Source organism: Burkholderia sp. D-99 (genome assembly GCF_011605345.1).
In the GTDB taxonomy this organism is placed as follows: domain Bacteria; phylum Pseudomonadota; class Gammaproteobacteria; order Burkholderiales; family Burkholderiaceae; genus Burkholderia.
The window spans coordinates 337,509-361,993 of the sequence record NZ_JAAOXM010000003.1 but is presented as its reverse complement, the minus strand read 5'-3'; the positions used below and the strand labels follow the sequence as shown (position 1 = coordinate 361,993).

General features: G+C 66.8%; 23 protein-coding genes and 1 tRNA gene. 7 read left to right on the top strand and 17 right to left on the bottom strand.

What is annotated here, in order from left to right; all coding sequences use genetic code 11:
* Positions 1–92 precede the first annotated feature (92 nt).
* A complete protein-coding gene (locus HAV18_RS15620) occupies positions 93–272 on the top strand; it encodes a hypothetical protein (protein WP_166957331.1) in 180 nt (59 codons plus the stop codon).
* A gap of 18 nt (positions 273–290) precedes the next feature.
* On the opposite strand, the gene waaC is transcribed toward HAV18_RS15620, so the two are convergent.
* Entirely contained in the window at positions 291–1,289 is a 999-nt protein-coding gene (waaC, locus tag HAV18_RS15615; protein WP_166957329.1) for a lipopolysaccharide heptosyltransferase I, read from the bottom strand.
* Between the two features lie 170 nt (positions 1,290–1,459).
* Here waaC and HAV18_RS15610 point away from each other — a divergent pair, with 170 nt between their 5' ends.
* On the top strand, positions 1,460–3,010 hold the full coding sequence (locus tag HAV18_RS15610; RefSeq protein WP_166957327.1) for a chloride channel protein: 1,551 nt from the start codon (positions 1,460–1,462) through the stop codon (positions 3,008–3,010).
* Between the two features lie 116 nt (positions 3,011–3,126).
* On the opposite strand, the gene HAV18_RS15605 is transcribed toward HAV18_RS15610, so the two are convergent.
* The 5 genes from HAV18_RS15605 to HAV18_RS15585 form a co-directional block, all read right to left on the bottom strand.
* Complete coding sequence (locus HAV18_RS15605) at positions 3,127–3,528, bottom strand: YXWGXW repeat-containing protein (protein WP_166957325.1); 402 nt, start codon at positions 3,526–3,528, stop codon at positions 3,127–3,129.
* 160 nt (positions 3,529–3,688) lie between these two features.
* Positions 3,689–3,943, bottom strand: coding sequence for a cell division topological specificity factor MinE (gene minE / locus HAV18_RS15600; protein ID WP_006400798.1), 255 nt, complete (start codon positions 3,941–3,943; stop codon positions 3,689–3,691).
* 12 nt (positions 3,944–3,955) lie between these two features.
* A complete protein-coding gene (minD, locus tag HAV18_RS15595; RefSeq protein WP_166957323.1) occupies positions 3,956–4,771 on the bottom strand; it encodes a septum site-determining protein MinD in 816 nt (271 codons plus the stop codon).
* Between the two features lie 59 nt (positions 4,772–4,830).
* Positions 4,831–5,613: a septum site-determining protein MinC gene (minC, locus tag HAV18_RS15590; protein WP_166957321.1), complete on the bottom strand. Its 783-nt coding sequence runs from the start codon at positions 5,611–5,613 to the stop codon at positions 4,831–4,833.
* A gap of 169 nt (positions 5,614–5,782) precedes the next feature.
* Positions 5,783–6,295, bottom strand: coding sequence for a GNAT family N-acetyltransferase (locus HAV18_RS15585; protein ID WP_027788116.1), 513 nt, complete (start codon positions 6,293–6,295; stop codon positions 5,783–5,785).
* 669 nt (positions 6,296–6,964) lie between these two features.
* Here HAV18_RS15585 and HAV18_RS15580 point away from each other — a divergent pair.
* Entirely contained in the window at positions 6,965–8,125 is a 1,161-nt protein-coding gene (locus HAV18_RS15580; protein WP_166957319.1) for an alkane 1-monooxygenase, read from the top strand.
* A gap of 102 nt (positions 8,126–8,227) precedes the next feature.
* On the opposite strand, the gene HAV18_RS15575 is transcribed toward HAV18_RS15580, so the two are convergent.
* The 4 genes from HAV18_RS15575 to serS all read right to left on the bottom strand — a co-directional run bounded on the left by HAV18_RS15575 (position 8,228) and on the right by serS (position 11,894).
* A complete protein-coding gene (locus tag HAV18_RS15575; protein WP_166957317.1) occupies positions 8,228–9,763 on the bottom strand; it encodes a methyl-accepting chemotaxis protein in 1,536 nt (511 codons plus the stop codon).
* 141 nt (positions 9,764–9,904) lie between these two features.
* The gene (locus HAV18_RS15570) at positions 9,905–10,312 is read right to left on the bottom strand and encodes a phosphatase PAP2 family protein (RefSeq protein WP_347814764.1); all 408 of its coding nucleotides are present in this window, start codon (positions 10,310–10,312) and stop codon (positions 9,905–9,907) included.
* A gap of 53 nt (positions 10,313–10,365) precedes the next feature.
* Positions 10,366–10,456: transfer RNA gene (locus HAV18_RS15565), tRNA-Ser, on the bottom strand.
* Between the two features lie 136 nt (positions 10,457–10,592).
* Complete coding sequence (gene serS, locus HAV18_RS15560; protein ID WP_166957313.1) at positions 10,593–11,894, bottom strand: serine--tRNA ligase; 1,302 nt, start codon at positions 11,892–11,894, stop codon at positions 10,593–10,595.
* Positions 11,895–12,157: 263 nt separating this feature from the next.
* Here serS and HAV18_RS15555 point away from each other — a divergent pair, with 263 nt between their 5' ends.
* Positions 12,158–12,424 (top strand): DUF2164 domain-containing protein, encoded by a 267-nt coding sequence (locus HAV18_RS15555; RefSeq protein WP_166957311.1) that lies wholly within the window; start codon positions 12,158–12,160, stop codon positions 12,422–12,424.
* A gap of 49 nt (positions 12,425–12,473) precedes the next feature.
* On the opposite strand, the gene HAV18_RS15550 is transcribed toward HAV18_RS15555, so the two are convergent.
* From HAV18_RS15550 to HAV18_RS15540, 3 genes are all read right to left on the bottom strand, one after another.
* Positions 12,474–13,784, bottom strand: a complete 1,311-nt coding sequence (locus HAV18_RS15550; RefSeq protein WP_166957309.1) for a replication-associated recombination protein A — start codon at positions 13,782–13,784, stop codon at positions 12,474–12,476.
* A 177-nt stretch (positions 13,785–13,961) separates the two neighbouring features.
* The gene (gene lolA / locus HAV18_RS15545; RefSeq protein WP_122946617.1) at positions 13,962–14,651 is read right to left on the bottom strand and encodes an outer membrane lipoprotein chaperone LolA; all 690 of its coding nucleotides are present in this window, start codon (positions 14,649–14,651) and stop codon (positions 13,962–13,964) included.
* A 46-nt stretch (positions 14,652–14,697) separates the two neighbouring features.
* A complete protein-coding gene (locus tag HAV18_RS15540) occupies positions 14,698–17,007 on the bottom strand; it encodes a DNA translocase FtsK (RefSeq protein WP_166957307.1) in 2,310 nt (769 codons plus the stop codon).
* Between the two features lie 402 nt (positions 17,008–17,409).
* Between HAV18_RS15540 and trxB the strand changes: the two genes are divergently transcribed.
* From trxB to HAV18_RS15525, 3 genes are all read left to right on the top strand, one after another.
* Positions 17,410–18,372: a thioredoxin-disulfide reductase gene (gene trxB, locus HAV18_RS15535; protein ID WP_166957305.1), complete on the top strand. Its 963-nt coding sequence runs from the start codon at positions 17,410–17,412 to the stop codon at positions 18,370–18,372.
* Positions 18,373–18,507: 135 nt separating this feature from the next.
* Positions 18,508–19,287, top strand: a complete 780-nt coding sequence (locus HAV18_RS15530; protein ID WP_166957899.1) for a Smr/MutS family protein — start codon at positions 18,508–18,510, stop codon at positions 19,285–19,287.
* The gene (locus HAV18_RS15525) at positions 19,274–19,897 is read left to right on the top strand and encodes a trimeric intracellular cation channel family protein (RefSeq protein ID WP_166957303.1); all 624 of its coding nucleotides are present in this window, start codon (positions 19,274–19,276) and stop codon (positions 19,895–19,897) included. Before HAV18_RS15530 ends, HAV18_RS15525 begins: the two co-directional genes overlap by 14 nt.
* A 92-nt stretch (positions 19,898–19,989) precedes the next feature.
* Here HAV18_RS15525 and HAV18_RS15520 read toward each other — a convergent pair whose 3' ends face one another.
* From HAV18_RS15520 to HAV18_RS15505, 4 genes are all read right to left on the bottom strand, one after another.
* Positions 19,990–21,108 carry an ABC transporter ATP-binding protein gene (locus tag HAV18_RS15520; RefSeq protein WP_166957301.1) on the bottom strand — a complete coding sequence of 373 codons (1,119 nt, stop codon included), beginning with the start codon at positions 21,106–21,108 and terminating at the stop codon, positions 19,990–19,992.
* Positions 21,109–21,220: 112 nt separating this feature from the next.
* Complete coding sequence (locus tag HAV18_RS15515; protein ID WP_166957299.1) at positions 21,221–22,078, bottom strand: carbohydrate ABC transporter permease; 858 nt, start codon at positions 22,076–22,078, stop codon at positions 21,221–21,223.
* Positions 22,068–23,006: a carbohydrate ABC transporter permease gene (locus HAV18_RS15510; RefSeq protein ID WP_166957297.1), complete on the bottom strand. Its 939-nt coding sequence runs from the start codon at positions 23,004–23,006 to the stop codon at positions 22,068–22,070. The genes HAV18_RS15515 and HAV18_RS15510 overlap by 11 nt, the downstream gene beginning before the upstream one ends.
* A gap of 138 nt (positions 23,007–23,144) precedes the next feature.
* On the bottom strand, positions 23,145–24,392 hold the full coding sequence (locus HAV18_RS15505) for an ABC transporter substrate-binding protein (RefSeq protein ID WP_166957295.1): 1,248 nt from the start codon (positions 24,390–24,392) through the stop codon (positions 23,145–23,147).
* Between the last annotated feature and the right edge of the window lie 93 nt (positions 24,393–24,485).

Sequence of the window (24,485 nt, the reverse complement as noted above, 5' to 3'; positions counted from 1 at the left end):
ACCCGGGTTGTGCGGTGGCCGGTGCTGCCTATACTCGATCCTGGGTGCGCCGCTGCGCGCCCCCGGGATCCCGCCCCGAAGGAGCCGCCGCCATGAACATCCGCCTCGGCAATGCCGATCTCGTCCTGATCCTCGCGCTTGCGCTGGGTGGCGCGCTACTGCTCGCGCTGCGCTTCCGGCCGAAGACGTGGCGCGGCCTCGTGTTCGAGGCGCTGCTGGCGAATCTGGCGGCGATCGCCGCCGTCCTCACGGTCGAGGCGCTGCTCGCCTGAACCGGCCGGCCCGCTGCGTCAGGCGGTCAGCCGCGCGCGCAACGCGCCGTAGGCGGGACCGACGGCGTCGATCGCGTCGAGCGCCTCCTCGACGGACGGCATCGCGCCCGGCTCGCCGATCGACAGTGCGTTCGGTGCGCCGCCGATACCGCAATGGTGGCGCGACGTCGCGACGAAAATCATCACGGTCGGCCGCTGCAGCGCATGCGCCATGTGCACGAACCCCGTATCGACGCCTACCACGAGCGCGGCCCGACCCAGCGCCGCGCCGAGTTCGCGCACGCTCATCGCAGGCAACACGACCGCGCCCCGCGCGCGCGCGGCGATGTCCTGCGCGTCGTCATGCTCGGCAGCCGATCCCCATGGCAACAGCACGCGCACGCCGCGCGCCATCATCTGCGTGGCGAGCGCGGCCCAACGGTCGGCCGGCCATTTCTTGTCGGGGTTGGACGTCGCATGGAACAACAGCATGAACGGCGCGCCGTCGGTCACGGCCGCCGGCAGGTTCACGTCCTGCGGCGGAACGATGCCGTACGTGGCGACGCCCTCGGGCTCGTAGCCGAGCGCCTCGCCCGCGCTCACGCGCATCCCGTGCCAGGCGTCGCAGTCCGGCCTCGGGCCGAAACGGTGTGAATACGCGAAACGGGCGCCCGTTTCGCCGAGATCCTGCGTCTGGTAGCCAACGCGGCGCGCGGCGCGCGCCAGCATCGAAATGATCGCGCTCTTGTAGACGCCGTGCAGGTCGATCACCGCATCGTAGCGGTGCGCACGCAACGCGCCGATCGACGCCGAGATCGCCTTCAGATCGCCGCGATTGCGCAGCTTCTTGAAGCGGCGCAGCGGCGCGCAAAGGACATGGCTGACCCCCGGATGCCAGCGCACGACCTCCGCGCACGATTCGTCCACCGCCCAGTCGACCGTTACGCCGGGAAAGGCGCGATGCAGATCTGCGACGACGGGCAGCGTCTGGACGACGTCGCCGAGCGACGTCACTTTCACGATGAGGATACGTTTCACGTTTGCGGGGAAGAGCCAGCCATCTTGGGATGCTAACGACGGATGTCCGCTTCGAGCATTACCCCTGAATTATATTTGTAACAAAATGCTACAAGCTTGCGAAACGCTGTCGCCCGTTGCGCGGCCCCGGTTTTTTTTATAATCGATCCTTTGCCTGATGGCCCGCGCCGATGCCCCGCCCCGCCCTTCCCGCCCTGTTTCCCGCGCTCACCCGCCGCTCGCTGCGAATCTGGCGCCAGTACGGTGTCTTCTGGCTGGGCGCGATCGTCGTCGGCCTCGCGGCGGTGCTCTACGCTCGACTGATCGACTGGGGCTACGAAACCTTCCGCACGATGCGCGATCACGCCGCATGGCTGCCGCTGCTGCTGACGCCGGCAATCGCCGCGGTGTCGGTATGGATCACGCGCCGCTTCTTCCGCGGCGCCGAGGGCAGCGGCATCCCGCAGGTGATCGCGACGCTGCATGCGCGCCCGAGCGCGTTCGGCTCGCGGCTGCTGACGCTGCGCATCCTGTTCGGCAAGGTGCTGGTGTCGTTCCTCGGCATCCTGGGCGGCTTCACGATCGGCCGCGAAGGGCCGACCGTGCAGGTCGGCGCCGCGCTGATGTTCAACCTGCGGCGCTTCTACCCGCGCTCGAACGCGCAGATCGAACGCCAACTGGTGCTCGCCGGCGCGGCGGCCGGGCTGTCGGCTGCGTTCAATACGCCGCTCGCCGGGATCGTATTCGCGATCGAGGAGCTGACGCGCAGCTTCTCCGCGCGCGCCAGCGGCGTGCTGATCACCGCGATCATCCTCGCCGGCGTCGTCGCGCTCGGCCTGAACGGCAACTACACGTATTTCGGTACGATCGATGCCGGCCCCCATTTCCCGAAACTGCTGGCGCTCGCCGTGCTGGTGACCGCGATCGTGACGGGGATCGCGGGCGGCCTGTTCTGCTGGCTGCTGCTCAACACGGGGCGCTGGCTGCCCGCGCAACTGCTGGGCCTGTATCGCGAGCGGCCGATCGCGTTCGCCGCGCTGTGCGGCTTCACGATCGCCGTCGTCGGCCTCGTATCGGGCGGCACGACCTTCGGCAGCGGCTATGCCGAAGCACGCGGCCTGCTTGACGGCAGCCAGCATCTGTCGGTGTTCTACCCGTTCCTGAAAATGGTGTCGATGGTCGCGTCGTACCTGCCGGGCATCCCGGGCGGGATCTTCGCACCGTCGCTGTCGATCGGCGCCGGGTTCGGCAATCTGCTGCACGTCGTGTTCAGCAACATGAGCCTGCCGATGCTGATCGCACTCGCGATGGTCGGCTATATGGCGGCCGTCACGCAGTCGCCGATCACGTCGTTCGTGATCGTGATGGAGATGATCAACGGTCACGCGCTCGTGATTTCGCTGATGGCCACCGCGTTGGTATCGAGTCGCGTATCGCGCTTCTTCGCGCCGCCGCTCTACGAAACGCTCGCGCTGCGCTATCTCGCGCCGCCCGTCGCGGCCGCGGAACCGGCTGCGGCAGCCGCGCCGAGCGCGACGGTGGCAACCGGCGTCACCGAGCCGCAGGATGCGGCCGCCGCGCCCGCCGATCCGCTCGACACGCTGCGCGACGAAGGCGGTGCAACGCCGCCCGCCGCCGCGCCTGTCGAAGGCGCAGCGCATACGCCGGCGCCGCGCGACGACGAGCCGGCTGCGGCCGGGACGAACGGCCCGACGCAGCCGGGCCCGCGCGACGCTCAGTAGATCACGACGGGTGCCGGCCGGTAGTACACGGGCCGCGCCGGCACGACGATGCACCCGGCCAGCGTGATCGCGACAAGCGCGATGGCGATTGCGGTTCGTTTCATCGCCCGCCTCCATCACGCCCAGTGGCCACGGGTCCAGAACCAGTTCGGACCACGCTGGTCCCAATGGCCCGGCACCCATTGCATGCCGACGCGCTCGGCCTCCCAGTGGCCGCCGATCCACACATAGCGGCCATGATCCCAGTGCCAGTGCCCGCGGTCCCACACGTAGCCCACGCGCGTGGCCGGCACGACCTCGTAGCGTACCGGCGGCGGCGCATTCGGCGCGACGACGACGATTTCCTCGGTACGCACGGCGACCGGCTCGGCGACGACCACGCGGCCCTGCGGCGCGATCACGGGCGCGCCGACGAGAATCTCGTCCGCATGTGCGGCAAGCGGCGCGACGACGGCTGACAGGCTCGCGGCAAGCAGGGCGAGCGAAACGATACGACGTTGAACAGTAGAGACAGCCATCACAACCTCCTGGTTGAACAAATTACGCGAGCGTATTCGTTCAATGCGGGAGGACCGATAACGGCCGACAGACGCCGTGTTACGGCGTGCCCGAAAGTGCAACAGGGCGTAAGACGCGCACGGCGGCGAGTGCCGCCGTGCGGTGGGAAACCGGCAAGCGTCAGGCTTGCGGGATCTCGATCTTCACTTCGAGGACTTCGAGATCGTCCTGGCGCTCGAGGCTCACGCGGATGTCATCGTTCGAAATTTGGACGTACTTCGAGATGACCGCGACCAGCTCCTTCTGCAGCGCCGGCAGGTAATCGGCCGGCGGCCGGCCGCCAACGCGCTCGTGCGCGATGATGAGCTGCAGGCGCTCCTTCGCGACCGATGCGGACTTTTTCTTCTCGCCGAGGAGAAACGAAAGGATGGACATGGGCGGCCTCCGTTACTTGCTGCCGAAGAGGCGCTGCAGCAGGCCCGGCTTCTGGTAATCGGTGAAGCGCAGCGGCTTGTCTTCGCCGAGGAAGCGTGCGACGACGTCCTTGTACGCTTCCGCGACATCGGTGCCGTCGATATGCACGGCCGGCAGACCCTGGTTCGATGCATGCAGCACGGCTTCCGACTCGGGCACCACGCCGATCAGCTTGATGCGCAGGATCTCGCTGATGTCCTCGAGCGACAGCATCTCGCCTTCGCTGACGCGCTTCGGGCTGTAGCGCGTGATCAGCAGGTGTTCCTTGATCGGATCCTTGCCTTCGGTCGCGCGCTTCGTCTTCGACGACAGGATGCCGAGAATGCGGTCGGAGTCGCGCACCGACGACACTTCCGGGTTCGTGACGATCAGCGCTTCATCCGCGAAGTACATCGCGTGCAGCGCGCCCGCCTCGATACCGGCCGGCGAATCGCAGACGATGTACGCGAAATCCATCGCGGTGAGATCGTTCAGCACCTTCTCGACGCCTTCGCGCGTGAGCGCATCCTTGTCGCGCGTCTGCGACGCCGGCAGGATGAACAGGTTCTCGCACTTCTTGTCCTTGATCAGCGCCTGGTTCAGGTTCGCTTCGCCCTGGATCACGTTCACGAGGTCGTACACCACGCGGCGTTCGCAGCCCATGATGAGGTCGAGGTTGCGCAGGCCGACGTCGAAGTCGATCACGGCCGTCTTGTGGCCGCGCAGCGCGAGACCGGACGCAAAGCTTGCGCTCGTCGTCGTCTTGCCCACGCCGCCCTTGCCCGAGGTCACCACGATGATTTTTGCCATTTACCCAATACCCTGTGTTCGTCAATGAGAGCCGATCGATCCGGAGCGCACCGCGTGTGTTACGTCAGGCGCAGCGGTTCGATCATCAGTTTTTCCCCTTCGAGCCGGATCTGCACCGCTTTGCCCAGTACGTCGGCGGGCAACGGGTTCTCGGTTGTTCGATAGATACCCGCGATCGAAATCAGTTCCGGCTCGAGACACGTGCAGAAAATGCGCGCGTCGTGATTGCCGTGCACGCCCGCGAGTGCGCGGCCGCGCAACGGCGCGTAGATGTGGATATTGCCTTCCGCGATGATCTCCGCGCCGTGACTGACCGGCGCGAGCACCACGAGGTCTCCTTTCGCGTAAATCTGCTGCCCCGAACGCAACGGCCGGTCGATCACGAGCGTCTGGCCCCCCGTCTGGGTCGACGCCGACGGCACCGGCTCGGACGCCTGCTCGGGCGCCACCGCGGCTGCTGCAGCGACGACCGCCTCGGCGACCGCCGACGCTTCCGCGCCCTCGGCCGGCTTCACGGCCGGCGCGCGGCGATCGCGCGCCTCGAGCAACGGCAGGCCGGCTTCCCCCGCCCAGCCTTGCGTTGCCAGCGCGACGACACCCACCGGGCGCATCCGCACGTCGTTCAGCATCTGGCGGATGTCCGCCAGCGCGACACGCTCGCCGTCAGCCAGACGGCGGACGTCGATCGCGACGACATCGTCGGCGAAAAACTCGGGAGTCGCTTCGAAGCGCTTGACCAGTTCGGTACGCAACGCATCGAGATCGGTCGTCTTCACGGTGAACAGCAACGTATCGACCGATCCGCTGCGCAGCTCGAAGAATGGCGATTTTTTAAGCGACATGGACACTCTGCAAAAATTTTTTGCGTATTTTACAGGCGTCCACGCGCGCGGCCATTATTTTTGGGGAACCGGGTTGCGGCGGCCCGGGCGGGCGTGCAACCGGGAGGCGGGCTGGCAAGCGGGCGACCGGACCTTCATCGCGCCGCGCGAGCCGCGTTCTGACGTCGCGTCAGTGCTTCACCTGCGACACGTACAGCGATTTCATCGCGCCGGGCATCCGCGCGATCGGTGCGTGCTCGCCGGTGTTGCCGAAACCCGCACGCTCGTAGAAGCGGATCGCGTTGCGGTTCGCATCGGCAATCCATGCATAGACGTCCTGGGCGCCGCGCTCGGCGAGCCAGGCGGTGGCCGTCTCCAGCAGCAGCACGCCGCCGCGCAGGTGACGCACCGCGTGCGCGACCCACAGCTCGCTGACGAACGCGCGCCGGTCGGGCGTATTGTCGAAATACGCGCCGATCATGCCGGCCGGATGGCCTTCGGTATACAGCAGGAAAGTCGTCGACTCGTCGGACACGGCGCGCTGCGCGGCAATCGCCGACGCTGCGTCCGTTTCGACGTTCAGCAATTCGGCCTCCGGCGCTTCGCCGGGTGCGTAGGGCTCGCGCAGCGATGCGGCGCGGAGTTCGCGATACACGCCCCCCTGGTCGGCAACGATACGACGAACGGTCAAGGTCGAACTCATGCAGGCACAGCCCCCTTCGGACAGCAAGCTACTAGCTTCAACCGAAAGCGGGGCATGAGTCAAATCGTTATTTTCAAATGGCGGCGCGAATCGAAAGGCGGCAGGCACCCCCGGCGGCCATAGGGGCTGCCGGTGTGCAGGTGCAGCATTTTCACGTCGCTGCGCGCAGCCCGACGACAGCCGCGACGGCTTCGTTCGACGCATGGCGCCAGTCGCCTTGCGACATGGGGCAATCGTCCGTCGAACCCTGCGCCTTTCATCGCGAAAGCCGTAATGATCAGTAATATTGGTAACCGCAAAGGCACGCGTTACGGGTATCCATCGCCCTGCGCATATTGCGACGCAACATTTGTTGCGAACCTGCGGCACCGACGCCCGCACACATCACGGCGCGCCATCCGTCTGACAAACCTGTCGCCCGTGCGGGCCGATTCGGCCTTCCCCGCATGTTTCAATCAGCATGCGCGAGCCCTTCCCTGCCAGCGCCGCACGCGCCCGTCCGTTTGGAGCCACGCACCTAGTGCCGGAGTTTGGCAAGCGTGCGCATGGGTCGTATAACAGGCAGAACCAGATGACGATCCGGCTCGACCGCGCGTGCGTCGCGGACCAACGAGAATTCGAACAACCGTACAGGCGGCCGCCCTCGGGCCGGCCGGCAGGAGGGAGACAATGGCAATGACCGACGGATCGGCTTCGGGCTGGTCGGATGGCAAGCGTTACCTGTGGCTGCTCGGCGCGCTGACGATCACGCTGCCGATCCTCGCCGCCCAGCTCGCGCTGTCGACGGGCCTGCACGTGTTCTGGTGGTTCGGCCCGCTGTTCGCGTTCGGCGTGATCCCGATCCTCGACACGCTGATCGGCGACGATCGCGACAATCCGCCCGAGGCCGTCGTGCCGCACCTCGAACGGGAGCGCTACTACCGGTTGATCGTCTATCTCGCGACCTTCGTCGAATACGTCGCGTTCTTCGTGTGCGTATGGATCGTCGGTACGCACGCGCTCGCATGGTACGACTACGTCGGCTTCGCGCTGTCGCTCGGTGCGGCGACGGGCATCTCGATCAACACCGCGCACGAACTCGGGCACAAGACCGACCGCTTCGAGCGCTGGCTCGCGAAGATCACGCTCGCGCCGGTCGCATACGGCCACTTCTACGTCGAGCACAACCGCGGCCACCACGTGCGTGTCGCGACGGCCGAGGATCCGGCGAGCGCGCGCTACGGCGAATCGTTCTGGGCGTTCCTGCCGCGCACCGTGACCGGCAGCATCCGCTCGGCGTGGCGGCTCGAAAAGGCCCGCCTCGAACGGCTCGGGCATTCGCCGTGGACCTGGCGCAACGAGGTGCTGCACGCATGGGCGATGACCGTCGTCGTGTGGGGCATCGCGATCGCGATGGCCGGCAAGGTCGTGATCCCGTTCCTCGTGATCCAGGCCGTCTACGGTGCGTCGCTGCTCGAAGTCGTGAACTACGTCGAGCACTACGGGCTCGGCCGCCGCAAGCTGCCGAACGGCCGCTACGAGCGCTGTACGCCGCAGCATTCGTGGAACAGCAATCACGTCGTCACCAACCTGTTCCTGTACCAGTTGCAGCGACACGCCGACCATCACGCGAATCCGACGCGCTCGTACCAGGCGCTGCGCCACTTCGACGATTCGCCGCAACTGCCGGCCGGCTACGCGACGATGATCCTGTTCGCGTACGTGCCGCCGCTCTGGTTTCGCGTGATGAATCCGCGTGTCGTCGCTCACTACGGCGGCGACATGGCGCAATCGAACATCAAGCCGTCGATCCGCGCCAGGGTGCTCGCTCAGTATCCGGCCGCAGCTTGATCGCGGGAGGCGCGCCGGTGGAGGCTGGCGCCGGCGCGCCGCCGAAAGCCGACGCCGCGCCGGCCGCCGGTTCCGTTCAAGCCGGGCGCGACGGAGCCGCCGTCACGCCATTTCCGGCAACCTGAACACGGCTACCGCATGCCGCAGCGCGCTCGCCTGCTCGGCCAGCGCCTGCGTCGCGGCCGATGCCTGTTCGACGAGCGCCGCGTTGCGCTGCGTCGCTTCGTCCATCTGCGTGACCGCGATGTTCACCTGCTGGATGCCGCCGCTCTGCTCCTGCGACGCGGACGAGATCTCGCCGACTATCGTCGTGACGCGCTGCACCGCGCCGACGATCTCGTGAATCGATTCGCCCGCACGGCCGATCAGCACGGCCCCGTCGTCGACCCGCTTCGTCGACTGCTCGATGAGCCCCTTGATCTCCTTCGCGGCCGCGGCGCTGCGCTGTGCGAGCGTACGCACCTCCGCCGCGACGACCGCGAAGCCGCGCCCCTGTTCGCCCGCGCGCGCCGCCTCGACCGCTGCGTTCAGCGCGAGGATGTTGGTCTGGAACGCGATGCCGTCGATCACCGCGATGATCTCGCCGACCTTCGCCGAGCTGTCGGCGATGCCGTTCATCGTACCAACGGCATCCGTCATCACGCCGCCGCCCGCCGCCGCGATGTTCGATGCGTCGTGCGCCAGTTGCGCCGCGTGCTGCGCATGCTCGGCCGACTGGCGCACGATGCCCGTGAGTTCGGTCATGCTGGCGGCCGTCTCCTCGAGCGACGCGGCCTGCGCCTCGGTACGCGCCGACAGGTCATGATTGCCCGACGCGATCTGGGCGCTCGCGGTCGCGACGGCTTCGGCGTGCGTACGCACTTCGAGCACGACGCCCGACAGGCTCGTCTGCATCGTCCGCAACGCGCGCAGGAGATCGGCGATCTCGTCGCGGCCGGCCGCGTCCACATCGCGCGTCAGGTCGCCTTCGGCGACGGCCTGCGCGCACGCCACCGCACGGTCGAGCGGACGCAGGATCGCGCGGCTGAACAGGAACGCACCGACCATCGCGACACCGAGCACGACCAGCATCAGCACGAGGCTCGCGGCAGTGGCGTGCTGCGCGTCGCGGCTCGCCTGCGCCGACACGGCGGCACTCTCGTCGGCAATCGACTTCGCGGCCCGCTCCAGCAGCGCCGCGGGTTCACGGTCGACACCCGCCACGGCGGCATCGCCGGCCGACGGCTCGAAGCCCGCAGCCTTGAACGCGTCGAACCCGCGCCGGTAACCGTCACCCATCGCCGTATGTGCGCGCATGAACTGCTCGACGAGCGAGCGGCTCTCGCCGGGCGGCAACTGATGAACGAGCTGCGCGGCGAGCGTATCGACCGTCCGCTCGCGCGTCTGGAACGCCTGCCAGTACTGGTCGAGCTTCTCGGGCTGCTTGCCGCGCAACAGCGTGTCCTTCCATTCCTGCACTTGCAGCTTGAACTGCACGAGCGTGGCCGACACGAGCCGTTCATCGCCGACGTTCGTCTGCACGTCTTCGGCAAACGTATCGATCGACCGATTGAGAATGTGGATACCGTACAGCGCGCCACAGAACATCAGCAGCAGCGCGACGGCGAATGCGAGGGGAATCTTGTAGCTCAGCTTCATGGGACCTTGAATCGACGGGGAACGAAGCGGTCCGGCACGGGCGCCGACCGCCGCCACGTGTTAACGGCGCCGGAAGCGCGGGCTTAAAGCTGAAGAAAGCGGCAAGGACCGGACGCGCACGACAAAGGCGGGCCGGTTCGATCAGGCCGGATGCGCCGCGCACGGTCCGGCTGTGGCAGCCCTGCGCGGGCCCGCCGTCCGGCGGCGCACGACGGCGATCGACAGCACGCCGAATACGATTCCGGCGATCACGTCGGCCAGGTAATGACCGCCCTGCGTCGGAGTCGATACGATCATCACGACATGCAGTACGACCGACGCGAGAAACACGTGACGGACATGTCGCACCACATACGCGAGCAGCAGCGCGAGCATCACGTGGAACGACGGCAGCGACACGAGCCCCTGCGATTCCGGCAGGCAGAACTGCCGAAGCTGCCCGCTGTGCAGCAAGTCGTAGCGAGACACGGTCGCTATCGCATCGGCACGATCCGATGCACCTAAGGTCGAGCTGTTGACACCGCAACGGCTTGCGACACATCGAACCACAAACCCAAAACGAAAAACCCCTTGATCCTTCCGGATCAAGGGGCTTCGTATTCTGGCGGAGAGGGTGGGATTCGAACCCACGGTACGGGGAAACCGTACGCCTGATTTCGAGTCAGGTACATTCGACCACTCTGCCACCTCTCCTTCCTTGCTGCTTTACTGCATTTCGCGGTTGGTCGTTTCCGCGAAAGAAAAGATTATAGAACGATCTCTTTTAAAGTGGCAAGCCCTTTTTGCAAATTTTCTCGCGAGGACTTCAAGAGATCGCCGGCGCGCGATGTTACGACGCCTGTGCCGGCGCGTCGATGCGCTCGATGCCGCCCATGTACGGACGCAGCACTTCCGGCACCGTGACCGAGCCGTCCGCGTTCTGGTAATTCTCCAGCACCGCGACAAGCGTGCGGCCGACCGCAAGGCCCGAACCGTTGAGCGTATGCACGAGTTCCGGCTTGCCCTGTGCGTTGCGGAAACGCGCCTGCATCCGGCGCGCCTGGAACGACTCGGTGTTCGAGCAGCTCGAGATCTCGCGATAGGTGTTCTGTGCAGGCAGCCACACCTCGAGGTCGAACGTCTTCGCGGCCGAGAAGCCCATGTCGCCCGTGCACAGCGTGATCACGCGGTACGGCAGGCCGAGCTTCTGCAGGATCGCTTCCGCATGGCCGACCATCTCGTCGAGCGCCGCGTACGACGCATCCGGCGCAACGACCTGCACCATCTCGACCTTGTCGAACTGGTGCTGGCGGATCATCCCGCGCGTGTCACGGCCGTACGAACCGGCTTCCGAGCGGAAGCACGGCGAATGCGCGGTGAGCTTGATCGGCAGCGCGGATCCTTCGACGATCGACTCGCGCACGGTGTTCGTCAGCGAGATTTCCGATGTGGAGATCAGGTACTGCGTGACCTTGTTCTCCTCGCCGCCCTTCTCGACACGGAACATGTCGTCCGCGAACTTCGGCAGCTGGCCCGTGCCGTACAGAATTTCCGGGTTCACGATGTACGGCGTATATGCCTCGGTGTAGCCGTGCTGCTGCGTGTGCGTGTCGATCATGAACTGCGCGAGCGCGCGGTGCAGACGCGCGATCGAGCCGCGCAGCATCGTGAAGCGCGCGCCGGCGAGCTTCGCGCCGGTCTCGAAATCGAGGCCGAGCGGCGTGCCGACGTCGACGTGATCCTTCACCGCGAAATCGAACTGGCGCGGCGTGCCCCAGCGGCGCGCCTCGACGTTGTCGGCTTCGTCCTTGCCGACCGGCACGCTTTCATGCGCGACGTTCGGCATGCCCAGCATCAGGTCGGACAGGCGCGCCTGGATGTCGCCGAGCTTGGCTTCCCCCGCCTTCATTTCGTCGCCGATACCGCCGACCTCGGCCATCACGGCCGACGTGTCCTCGCCCTTCCCCTTCATCGCGCCGATCTGCTTCGACAGGCTGTTGCGGCGTGCCTGGAGCTCTTCGGTACGGGTCTGGATCGCGCGGCGTTCCGCTTCGAGCGCGGAGAACGCGGCGATGTCGAGGGTGTAGCCGCGATCGGCGAGGCGCTTCGCGACGCCGTCGAGGTCTTTGCGCAGCAACTGGATGTCGAGCATGGGAGGACTTGGAAAATCGTTGTGTAAGACGGGAATTCTAACGCACCGCGGGGCCGCCACGGCACCGGCCGGCCGGACAATGCTGCAAACGGGCGATGACCGCGTTGCGACGGCCATGGCAGTATCGCATTGCAGGCCCGCCCGTCGGCATCCGCGAAATCGCGCGGCATCGAAGCGCCGCGGATCGCGAAACACCCGCGCGGGCCCGCAGCAGCACATCGAACGAGGCGCCCGCCCCACGTCACCGCTACCCAAGGAACCCGATGGCCATCGAACTGGACAAGGACGTACGCGACCGCGCGATCGCGTCACTGCAACGCTATTTCACAGAAAACATGGACGAGCCGATCGGCAACATCCAGGCCGGCGCGCTGCTGCACTTCTTCGTCGAGGAGATCGGCCCCGCGATCTACAACCTCGCGATCGCCGATGCGCAGTCGAGCATGCACACGCGCGTCGCCGAACTCGACATCGAATGCCATCAGGAGCCGTTCGACTACTGGAAGAAGCAGCCGGCACGCAAGCGCTGACGCGCGCCGTAACCGCACCGGCCGGGCCGAACCGGGCCGCGCTGCCCCATCAGCCCTTCTTGCCGGCCTCGCGGTCGAGTTCGCGCAGCCACGCGAGCTTGTCGGCGATCTTCGATTCGAGCCCGCGCGGCACCGGCTTGTACCAATGCGGCTCGCGCATCCCGTCCGGCAGGTAAGTCTCGCCGGCCGCATACGCATTCGGCTCGTCGTGCGCGTAGCGATACGCGTGGCCGTAGCCGAGTTCCTTCATCAGCTTGGTCGGCGCGTTGCGCAGATGCACGGGCACCTCGCGCGACTTGTCCTGCTTTACGAACGCCATCGCCTGGTTGAACGCGTTGTAGCCCGCGTTGCTTTTCGCCGCGCACGCGAGATAGATCACCGCCTGCCCGAGCGCGAGCTCGCCTTCCGGCGAGCCGAGGCGCTCGTAGGTTGCGGCCGCGTCGTTCGCCATCTGCAGCGCGCGCGGATCGGCCAGGCCGATGTCTTCCCACGCCATCCGCACAATCCGCCGCGCGAGATACTTCGGATCCGCGCCGCCGTCGATCATCCGGCAGAACCAGTACAGCGCACCGTCCGGGCTCGAACCGCGCACCGACTTGTGCAGCGCCGAGATCTGGTCGTAGAAGTTGTCGCCGCCCTTGTCGAAGCGCCGTGCGTTCAGCGTCATCGCGTTGCTGACGAAGTCGGCATCGATCGTCGCGACACCGGCCGACGTGGCCGCCGTCTGCGCCTGCTCGAGCAGGTTCAGGAAGCGCCGCGCGTCGCCGTCCGCATAGCCGACCAGCGTATCGATCGCCTTGTCGTCGAACGCGAGGCCGTCGAGCGCGATTTCCTGCGCGCGCGTCAGCAACTGGCGCATCTCGTCGTCGTCCAGCGACTTCAGCACGTACACCTGCGCACGCGACAGCAACGCCGAGTTGACCTCGAAGCTCGGGTTCTCGGTCGTCGCGCCGATGAAGGTCACGAGCCCCGACTCGACGAACGGCAGCAACGCATCCTGTTGTCCCTTGTTGAAGCGGTGGATCTCGTCGACGAACAGGATCGTGTGGCGGCCGGTGCGGTTCAGCGTGTCCTTCGCCTGCTCCATCGACTCGCGGATATCCTTCACGCCGCCAAGCACGGCGGACAGCGCAATGAACTCGCAGTCGAACGCGAGCGCGGTGAGCCGCGCGAGGGTCGTCTTGCCGACGCCGGGCGGCCCCCACAGGATCATCGAATGCGGCTTGCCCGATTCGAACGCGAGCCGCAGCGGCTTGCCTTCGCCCAGCAAATGCGTCTGGCCGATCACCTCGGCGAGCGTCTTCGGCCGCAGCGCCTCGGCGAGCGGCCGGCGCGGCTCGACTTGAAACAGATCGGACATGAACCCTCGCTCCACATCAAACGGTCGCGGCCTAACCGGCCGCCGGACCCGACATTATGACAGCCGCGCGACGGCATCGCCGTACCCGGTGCCCGCGCCAGGTGCCCTGCGCCCACAAACAACACGGGCCTGCCGTCGCCGGCAGGCCCGTTGCGCAAGAGCGGCGTGCTGCGCCGGTCAGCCGGTAATCACGTCCGCGCCCTTCGGCACGACGAACTTGAACGTATCGCCCTTCAGCGGCGGATTCGTCTGGATGTTCGTAAACGTCAGCAACGTGACGTTGCCGAACACGTCGTGCAGTTCCATCGCGGCGAGCGTGCCGTTGCGAAAGCCGATGCCGATCCGCTGGAACTGCGTGTCCTGCGCCTTCGGCAACATCTCGAGCCACTCGATGCCGCCCTTCTCGCCGGCATCGCGCAGCGTGTAGTTCTTGTCGAGATCGTTGCTGCCGAACAGGATCGCGGCCGGGCTCGCGCCCAGCGCGCCGTTCAGCTTGCGCTCGGTGACCTGGTTCAGGTCGCGGTCGTACACGTAGAGCTTCTCGCCGTCGGCCTGCAGCACCTGCTGGTACGGCTTCTGGTACGTCCAGATGAACTTGCCCGGGCGCGCGAACACGAACGTGCCGCTCGAATTGTCGGTGGGCTTCGGCACGGCCTGCACGGCGCTCGCGCCCTTCGCCGGTGCCTTGACGATCTGCTGCGTGAAGTCGCCCTTCGCCGAACGCACCTGCGACACGAACGCCTTCAGTTGCTCGGTGCCGCCCGCGAACGCGTGCGTCGCCGCGAGCATCAGCGATGCGCCGGCGAGCGCCGCACCGAGCCAGCGCCGCGTCGAACGAAGGGACATTGCGAACGAATGTTGCTGCATATTGCGGTTTTCTCCCTGGGTGGCCGGCGCTGCGAGCGCCGCGGACTCATTCCGCGTCGCGCGCCGGCACAAGAATTTCGCGGTTGCCGCTCGACGACATCGCCGACACGAGCCCCGATTGCTCCATCTGCTCGAGCAGCCGCGCCGCGCGGTTATAGCCGATCCGCAGGTGACGCTGCACGAGCGAGATCGATGCGCGGCGGTTCTTGATGACGATCTCGACCGCCTGGTCGTACAGCGGATCAGACTCGCCGCCGCCTTCACCGGTTCCCGCGCCGGCCGAGCCCTCGTCGCCATCGGCGGTGCCGCCTTCGAGCAGGCCCTCGACGTAGTTCGGCTCGCCCTGCTCCTTGAGCTTCTCGACGACGCGATGCACTTCGTCGTCCGCGACGAACGCGCCGTGCACGCGCACGGGCAGCCCGCTACCGGGCGGCAGGTACAGCATGTCGCCCATCCCGAGCAGCGATTCGGCGCCCATCTGGTCGAGAATCGTGCGCGAGTCGATCTTCGACGACACCTGGAACGCGATCCGGGTGGGCACGTTCGCCTTGATGAGGCCCGTGATCACGTCGACCGACGGACGCTGCGTCGCGAGGATCAGGTGGATGCCGGCTGCGCGCGCCTTCTGCGCGATCCGTGCGATCAATTCCTCGACCTTCTTGCCGACGACCATCATCAGGTCGGCCAGCTCGTCGATCACCACGACGATGTTCGGCAGGCGGCCGAGCGGCTCGGGATCTTCCGGCGTCAGGCTGAACGGATTCGGCAGCTTCTCCTCGCGCTTCGCGGCCTCGTCGATCTTGTTGTTGTAGCCCGCGAGGTTGCGCACGCCGAGCTTGCTCATCAGCTTGTAGCGGCGCTCCATCTCCGCGACCGTCCAGTTCAGCGCGTGGCCGGCCTGGCGCATGTCGGTGACGACCGGGCACAGCAGGTGCGGAATGCCCTCGTAGACGCTCATTTCGAGCATCTTCGGATCGATCAGGATCAGGCGCACCTGTTCGGCGGTGGCCTTGTACAGCAGCGACAGGATCATCGCGTTGATCCCGACCGACTTGCCCGAGCCGGTCGTGCCGGCGACGAGCAGGTGCGGCATCTTCGCGAGATCCGCGCACACGGGCTTGCCGCCGATGTCCTTGCCGAGGCTCAGCGTCAGCGCCGACGATGCGGCCGCATACACCTCGGAGCCGATGATCTCCGACAGGTGCACGGTCTGGCGACGCTGGTTCGGCAGTTCGAGCGCCATGTAGTTCTTGCCGGGAATCGTCTCGACGACGCGGATCGACACGAGCGACAGCGAGCGCGCGAGATCCTTCGCGAGGTTGACGATCTGGCTGCCCTTCACGCCGATGGCCGGCTCGATCTCGTAGCGCGTGACGACCGGGCCCGGATACGCGGCGACGACGCTCGCCTCGACGCCGAAATCCTTCAGCTTCTTCTCGATCAGGCGCGACGTGAATTCGAGGGTGTCGGCCGAAATCGACTCCTGCGCCTTCGGCGCAGGATCGAGCAGCGACACGGGCGGCAGCGTCGAATCGCCCGGCAGGTCGGTAAAGAGCGGCACCTGGCGCTCGCGCTCGACGCGCTCGGACTTCGCCGGCGTGACGACCGGCGGCACGATCGTCACGGGCTCGTGATCCTCGATGCGCACGCGCTCCTCTTCGACCTTGCCTTCGCGGCGCACGGCCGCGGCCTCGCCGAGCTTGCGGTCGCGCTCGGCCTCGCGGCGCAGCTTCGCGACGTTGACGGCCGACAGGATCGCGCCGCCGACGCGCTCGGCGACCGACAGCCACGAGAAGCGGAAATACAGCGACAGGCCGATCGCCAGCGCGATCAGCAGCAGCAGCGTGCCGCCCGTGAAGCCGAACGCGTGCGACATCGCGCCCGCGACGGCCTCGCCGACGACGCCGCCCGGCGCACGCGGCAACTGCACCTTCAGCGACCACATGCGCAGCGCCTCGATGCCGTCGCACGCCAGCACGACGAGCACGAACGCGAAGATTTCGGTGAGCCAGCCGATCGGCCGCTCGGGTTCGTCCGCGACCGCCTCGTGGCGCGTGATGCGGCGATAGTTGAAGGCGATGCGCCGCCCGAGCGGCACGATCAGCCAGTAGGCCGACAGGCCGAACAGCAGCAGGATGATGTCGGCCGTCCAGGCGCCGACGCGGCCGGCCCAGTTCGAGATGTGGTCCACCTGGGCGGCGTGCGTCCAGCTCGGATCGCGCCGGCTGTAGCTCAGCAGGGCCATCACCAGAAATGCGCAGAGCGCGACCTGGAGAATCCAGCGGATCTCCGTGAGGAGCTTCGACATCCGGTGCGGCAACGCCTGTGCCTGGGCGGAATAAGGAGCTTTTGCCATGAATCCGTATAAAGAGGACGGGCTGCGCGCCCGCCTGTCGTTCGATCCCGCATATTGTAAGCGCTGCACCGGGCCGCCAAGTGTAAATGACGGTTACATAACAGGGCCGGGGTACGGCCGGCGCGGCGCACGCGCGCCGCAGCGGCCCTTTCTTCCCGGTCCGGCCGGCCATCGGGCGCCGCTGCCGCGCCGCCCCGCACCGGCGCCACGCCCCGCCCGCCCGCGTGCGCGGGCGTTGCGCCGCGCGACACTATCGCCGCGATTGAAACTCTCGTTCGGCAACGCAGCATCGGGGCCTTTATAATGCGCGTCTGATACCCATCTATGACGGCATCCCGGTCACCCCGGATCGTACGGCGAGCCTTACCCCGCCCGCCGCGGCCGCCTTTTACGGATTCGCACATGTCCACGCCCAAACACGCCAAAGTCCTGATTCTCGGTTCCGGCCCCGCCGGCTACACGGCTGCCGTCTACGCGGCACGTGCCAACCTGTCCCCGGTGCTGATCACCGGCATCGCGCAGGGTGGCCAGCTGATGACCACGACCGACGTCGAAAACTGGCCGGCAGACGCGAAAGGCGTGCAGGGTCCGGAGCTGATGGCGCGCTTCCTCGAGCACGCCGAGCGCTTCAACACCGAAATCGTGTTCGACCACATCCACACCGCGAAGCTGCACGAGCAGCCGATCCGCCTGATCGGCGACTCGGGCGAATACACGTGCGACTCGCTGATCATCGCGACCGGCGCGTCCGCGCAGTACCTCGGCCTGCCGTCCGAAGAACACTTCATGGGCAAGGGCGTGTCGGCCTGCGCGACCTGCGACGGCTTCTTCTATCGCGGCCAGGAAGTCGCGGTGATCGGCGGCGGCAACACGGCCGTCGAGGAAGCGCTCTACCTGACGGGCATCGCGAAGAAGGTCACGGTGATCCACCGCCGCGACAAGTTCCGCGCGGAGCCGATCCTGATCGACCGCCTGCTGGAGAAGGAAAAGGAAGGCGCCGTCGTCATCAAGTGGGATCACGTGCTCGACGAAGTGACCGGCGAGGATTCGGGCGTCACGGGTCTGCGCATCAAGAACGTGAAGACCGGCGCGACGGAAGACCTCGCCGTGCAGGGCGTATTCGTCGCGATCGGCCACAAGCCGAACACCGACCTGTTCCAGGGTCAGCTCGAGATGAAGGACGGCTACATCCTGACGAAGAGCGGCCTGCACGGCAACGCGACGTCGACGAGCGTCGCGGGCGTGTTCGCCGCGGGCGACGTGCAGGACAACGTGTACCGCCAGGCAATCACCAGCGCGGGCACGGGCTGCATGGCCGCGCTCGACGCGCAGCGCTACCTCGAAAGCCTGCACGACAAGAAGTAAGCCGCGAGACCGCTCGCGCCGGGCGCTACAATGGCGTCCGCTGCCGCGAAGCGGGCTCGACCGGAAAGCCGCTGCCGCCGTGCAGCGGCTTTTTTTTGCCCGCGCGCCCGAACGCGCTTGCCCTGCTACCGAATCATGGCGAAGAACCAGCCCCATCCGAGCGATCCCGCGAAGCGGAAGATCGCCGCCCGTCCTGCGAACCCCGCGCCGGCAGCCCCGCCGCCCGCGCCCGATCCCGCCGCGTTGCGCGGCCAGGGGCTCGCGGGCCTCGGCGCGTTGCGCAAGTCGCTGCAAGGCGAAGCCGATCGCCGCGACCGCGAGCGCGTCGAAACGGCCAAGGCCGAGCGCAAGGCGGAAGCCGACGCGAACCTGTTCCGCAACGAGATCGGCGCGATCCGGCCGCTCAACGCACCGCCGCGCGCAGCGGCCGGCCGCACGCCGCCCGACCCGGTGCCGAAGCAGACGCAGCGCGACGAGGAAGCCGTGCTGAACGCGACGCTGTCCGACGAATTCGATCCCGAGACGCTACTCGACAGCGACGACTCGCTGTACTACCACCGCCCCGGCATCAGCCGCGACGTCGTGCGCAAGCTGAGGAGCGGCGCGTGGATCGTGCAGGCGCAGATCGACCTGCACGGGATGCGGCGCGACGAGGCGCGCGACGCACTCGCCGAATTCATCCGCGACGCCGGCAAGAAGGGGCTGCGCTGCCTGCGCGTGATCCACGGCAAGGGGCTCGGCTCGATCGGCAAGGAACCCGTGCTGAAAGGCAAGGTGCGCGCGTGGCTCGTGCAGAAGGAAGAAGTGATCGCGTTCTGCGAGGCACGCGGCAACGACGGCGGCGCAGGCGCGGTGCTGGTGCTGCTGCAGCCGCTCGCGGGCCCCGCCGACCGGGGGCCGCGTGCCGCATCCTAGGCTGACGCTCGCGATCGCGGTACTGGAGGCGATCGCCACGCTGGCCTTTGCGATCTCGGGCTTCATCGAGGCACGCAAGAACCGTCTCGATTCGGTCGGCACGTTCGTCGTGGCGCTCGCCACCGCGTTCGGCGGCGGCACGCTGCGCGACATCCTGCTCGAGCGCCGGCCGTTCTACTGGGTCGTGCACGACGACTACGTGATCGCGATCTTCGTGCTCGCGCTGTTCGCGCCGTTCGTGCTGCGCATGCTGTCGCGGCTGTCGGCCGAGCGGTTGCTGCTCGTCGCCGATGCGGTCGGGCTCGGGATCTTCAGCATTTCGGGCACGGCGATCGCGCTCGACGCCGAGATGCCGCGCTTCATCGCGGTGATGATGGGCGTGATCACGGGCGTGGTCGGCGGGATCATCCGCGACGTGCTGTGCAACGACATCCCGCTGATCCTGCGCGATTCGCGGCCGTACGCGACCTGCGCGTTCGTCGGCTGCTGGTTCTACCTGCTGCTCGTGTGGCTGCAGTTCGACTCGGTGTATAGCGTGCTGCTCGCGACCGGCTTCATCCTCGTCGCGCGGCTCGCGACGTTCAAGTTCGACGTGCGGCTGCCGCACTGAGCGCCGCGGCTGCCCCGACTTCGGCACCAAAAACAAAAGGGGCCGTTCGTCGAAACGGCCCCTTCTCCTTCATTCAGCGCAACAGCGCCGCCTCACGCGATCCGCTCTTCCGATGCCGGATCGAACAGCACCGCCTTCGACACGTCGAACAGCAGCGACTGCGTCTGCCCCGGCTGCGGGTTCGCGGCCGGATGCACGCGGCTCACGATGCGCTTGCCGTTCACCTGCGCGAACACGTGCGTGTCCGGCCCGGTCGGCTCGGTCACGTCGACGCGCACGTCGATCGGCTGCAGCTTCGACGCCTCGCCGTGGTGCGCGTTGCGCGCGTCGGTGATGCGCTCCGGGCGCAGGCCGAGGATCACCTCGCGGCCGACGTGGCCGTTCATCCGCTTCGCGTCGAACGGCAGGTTCAGCGCGCTGCGCGCGAGGCCCGTGTCGATCTCGAGCGCGATCCCGCTGCCCTGCTCGACCAGCTTGCCGTTGATGAAGTTCATCGGCGGCGCGCCGATGAAGCCCGCGACGAACAGGTTCGACGGCGAATCGTAGATCTCCTGCGGCGCGCCGAACTGCTGGACCACGCCGTCCTTCATCACCGCGATCCGGTCGCCGAGCGTCATCGCCTCGATCTGGTCGTGCGTCACGTAGACGATCGTCGTGCCGAGGCGCTGGTGCAGCAGCTTGATTTCCGCGCGCATCTCGATGCGCAGTTTCGCGTCGAGGTTCGACAGCGGCTCGTCGAACAGGAACAGCGACGGATCGCGTGCGAGCGCGCGGCCCATCGCGACACGCTGGCGCTGGCCACCGGACAGCTGGCCCGGCTTGCGGTCGAGCAGATGCTGGATCTGCAGCATCTGCGACACGCGGTCGACGATCTGCTGCTGCTCCTGCTTCGGCACCTTGCGGATGTTCAGGCCGAACGAGATGTTCTCGCGCACCGTCATCGACGGATACAACGCGTACGACTGGAACACCATCGCGATGTCGCGATCCTTCGGCGACAGGTCGTTGACGACCTTGCCGTCGATGCAGATCTCGCCGCTCGTGACCGTCTCGAGCCCGGCGATCATGTTGAGCAGCGTCGATTTCCCGCAGCCCGAGCCGCCGACCAGGATCAGGAACTGTCCGTCCTCGATCTCGATGTCGACACCCTTCAGGACCGGCACCCCGTTCGGGTAGGTCTTGTACACGTCACGGATGGAAAGGCTTGCCATGCTGTGAATCCTCTGTCTCGTCTCGCGCGGCGCACTCGGGCGCCGCGTCGGGTTCGTTTCGATGCGCCGCGCGCGATGCGCGGCCGGTTCGTCGTATCGGATGAAGCCGCGCCTACCCCTTCACCGCGCCCGCCGTCAGCCCGCGCACGAAGTAGCGGCCGGCGACGATGTAGACGAGCAGCGTCGGCAGCGCGGCGATGATCGCGCCGGCCATGTCGACGTTGTACTCCTTCACGCCCGTCGACGTGTTGACGAGGTTGTTCAGCGCCACCGTGATCGGCATCGAATCGACGCCGGAGAACACGATCCCGAACAGGAAGTCGTTCCAGATCTGCGTGAATTGCCAGATCAGGCACACCATGAAGATCGGCAGCGACACCGGCAGCAGGATCTTCGTGAAGATCGTGAAGAAACCGGCGCCGTCGATGCGCGCAGCCTTCACCAGCTCGGCCGGCACGCTCACGTAGAAGTTGCGGAAGAACATCGTCGTGAACGCGATCCCGTACACGACGTGCACGAACACGAGGCCCGGAATCGTGTTGGCGAGGCCGAGCATGCCCTGCAGGCGCGCCATCGGCAGCAGGATCACCTGGAACGGGATGAAGCAGCCGACCAGCATCATCGTGAACAGCGCGTCCGCGCCGCGAAAGCGCCAGTGCGTGAGCACGTAGCCGTTGAACGCGCCGATCAGCGACGAGATCAGCACGGCCGGGATCACCATCTGCAGCGAGTTCAGGAAGAACGGCTTCATGCCGTCGCAGCGCACGCCGGTACAGGCACCGCTCCACGCCTTCAGCCACGGGTCGATGGTCCAGGTGGTGGGCGGCGTCAGCAGGTTGCCGGTGCGCAGCTGGTCGAGATCCTTGAACGACGTCGACAGCATCACGTAGATCGGGAACAGGAAATACAGCGCGAACAGGATCAGTGCCGCATAGATCACTGCCCGGCTGATCGTCATCTTAGGCTGCATTGCGGGTGCTCCTCGACTCCATATACATCAGCGGCACCAGCACCGCGACCACGGTCGCGAGCATCATCACCGAGGACGCCGCGCCGAGCCCGAGCTGGCCGCGGTTGAACGAAAACGTGTACATGAACATGGCCGGCAGCGACGACGACGTGCCCGGGCCGCCCGCCGTCAGCGCGACGACGAGGTCGAAGGTCTTGATCGTGATGTGGCACAGGATCAGCAGCACCGAGAAGAACACCGGGCGCATGCTCGGGATCACGATCTTGCGGTAGATGGTCGGCAGCGTCGCACCGTCCACCTGCGCGGCCTTGAAGATCTCGGCGTCGACGCCGCGCAGCCCCGCGAGGAACAGCGCCATCACGAAACCGGTCGACTGCCACACGGCCGCGATCACCACGCAGAAGATCGCCTTGTCCGGATCGCCGAGCCAGTCGAACGAGAAGCTCGCCCAGCCCCAGTCGTGCATCACCTTCTCGAGCCCGAGGCCCGGGTTCAGGATCCACTGCCACGCGGTGCCGGTGACGATGAACGACAGCGCCATCGGGTACAGGAAGATCGCGCGCAGCGCGCCTTCGTTGCGGATCCGCTGGTCGAGCAGGATCGCGAGGAACAAGCCGAGCGCGACGCAGACCGCGATGAACGGAATCCCGAACCAGCCGAGGTTCGCGGCGGAGGTCCACCACACGTCGTTCTGGAACAGGTCCGTGTAACGGCCGAAGCCGTCGAATTCGTAGTTCGGCAACAGCCGCGAATTGGTCAGCGACAGATAGCCGGTAATCAGGATGAAGCCGTAGATGAATACCACGGCGATCGCGACGCTCGGCGCGAGCACGAGCTTCGGGATCCAGCGATCGGCGAAGGCCGACATCGGCGACGTACGCCGCGCGGCGGCAGCGCCGGATCCGTTTCCGTTAAGAGGGGCAGCCACTTGATTCGACTCCTGGAACGAGGGCGACGCAGGCCGGGCCGGCGCCAGGTACGGCACGGGCCCGCGGGCGAGCCCGTTTGCTGCACATGCAAAAACGCCCGGCCGAGGTTGCGCTTCCGGCCGGGCGCCTGTCGCGCGTTACTTGACCTTCGCGGCCTTCGCGAGCGCGGCGACCGCGCTCTTCGAATCCTGCTGCGAGTTCATGAACTTCGTCACGACGTCCGTGATCGCGCCGGCGGTCGCATCGCTCTGCGCCATGCCGTGCGCGAGCGACGGCACGAAGCCGCCCGACTTGATCGCGGTCTGCTCGTCGGCGTACGACTTCTTCGCGCAGTCGTCGAACTTGTCCATCTTCACGCCGAGGCGCACCGGCACCGAGCCCTTCAGCAGGCTGAACTGCTCCTGGAAGTCCGGCGTCATGATCGTCTTCGCGAGCGCGAGCTGGCCCGGCGTCGCGGCCTTCTCGCCCTTCTGCTGGAAGAACACGAACGAGTCGACGTTGAACGTGTACGAGTTCGCGGTGCCCGGCACCGCTGCGCAGATGTAGTCCTTGCCCGCCTTCTTGCCGGCGTTCTCGAACTCGCCCTTCGCCCAGTCGCCCATGAACTGCATGCCGGCCTTGCCGTTGATGACCATCGCGGTCGCGAGGTTCCAGTCGCGGCCGTTACGGCCGGTATCGAAGTAGCCCTGGATCTTGCGCACCGTGTCGAACACGGACAGCATCTGCGGCGACGTCAGCGTGGCCTGGTCGAGGTCGACCAGCGCCTTCTTGTAGAAGGCCGGGCCCTGCGACAGCACGACGTCTTCCCACAGCGTCAGGTCCTGCCACGGCTGGCCGCCCATCGCGACCGGCTGGATGCCCGCGGCCTTCAGCTTGTCGGCCACCGCGAAGAATTCGGGCCAGGTGGTCGGCACCTTCGCGCCGACCTTGTCGAGCGCGGCCTTGTTGATGTACATCCAGTTCACGCGGTGCACCGAGAACGGCGCCGCGACGGTGTGGCCCTTGTACTTGATGATCTTGTCGATTTCCGGCGGCAGGTTCTGCTTCCAGTCGCCGGCAGCGGAATCGATGTTGACGAGCACGCCCTGGTCGGCCCAGTCCTGGATCAGCGGGCCCTTGATCTGCGCGGCCGACGGTGCGTCGCCGCTGATCACCTTGGTCTTCAGCGCGGTCATCGCCGCTGCGCCCGCGCCGCCCGCGACCGCGAAGTCCTTCCACACGTAGCCCTGCTTCTGCACGTCGTCCTTCAGCACGCCGACGGCCTTCGACTCGCCGCCCGAGGTCCACCAGTGCAGCACCGTCACATTCTCGGCTGCCTGCGCCGCGACGGCGCCAGCCATCAGACCTGCCGCGCAGAGCGCGCCCATGATCGAGCGAACTTTCATTACTTATCTCCTCCAGACTGAATCAACTCGTGAGGTTCCCTGACCGGGAACCGGCTTCTTGATAACGACGGGGAAATCGAGCCGCGGGACGCA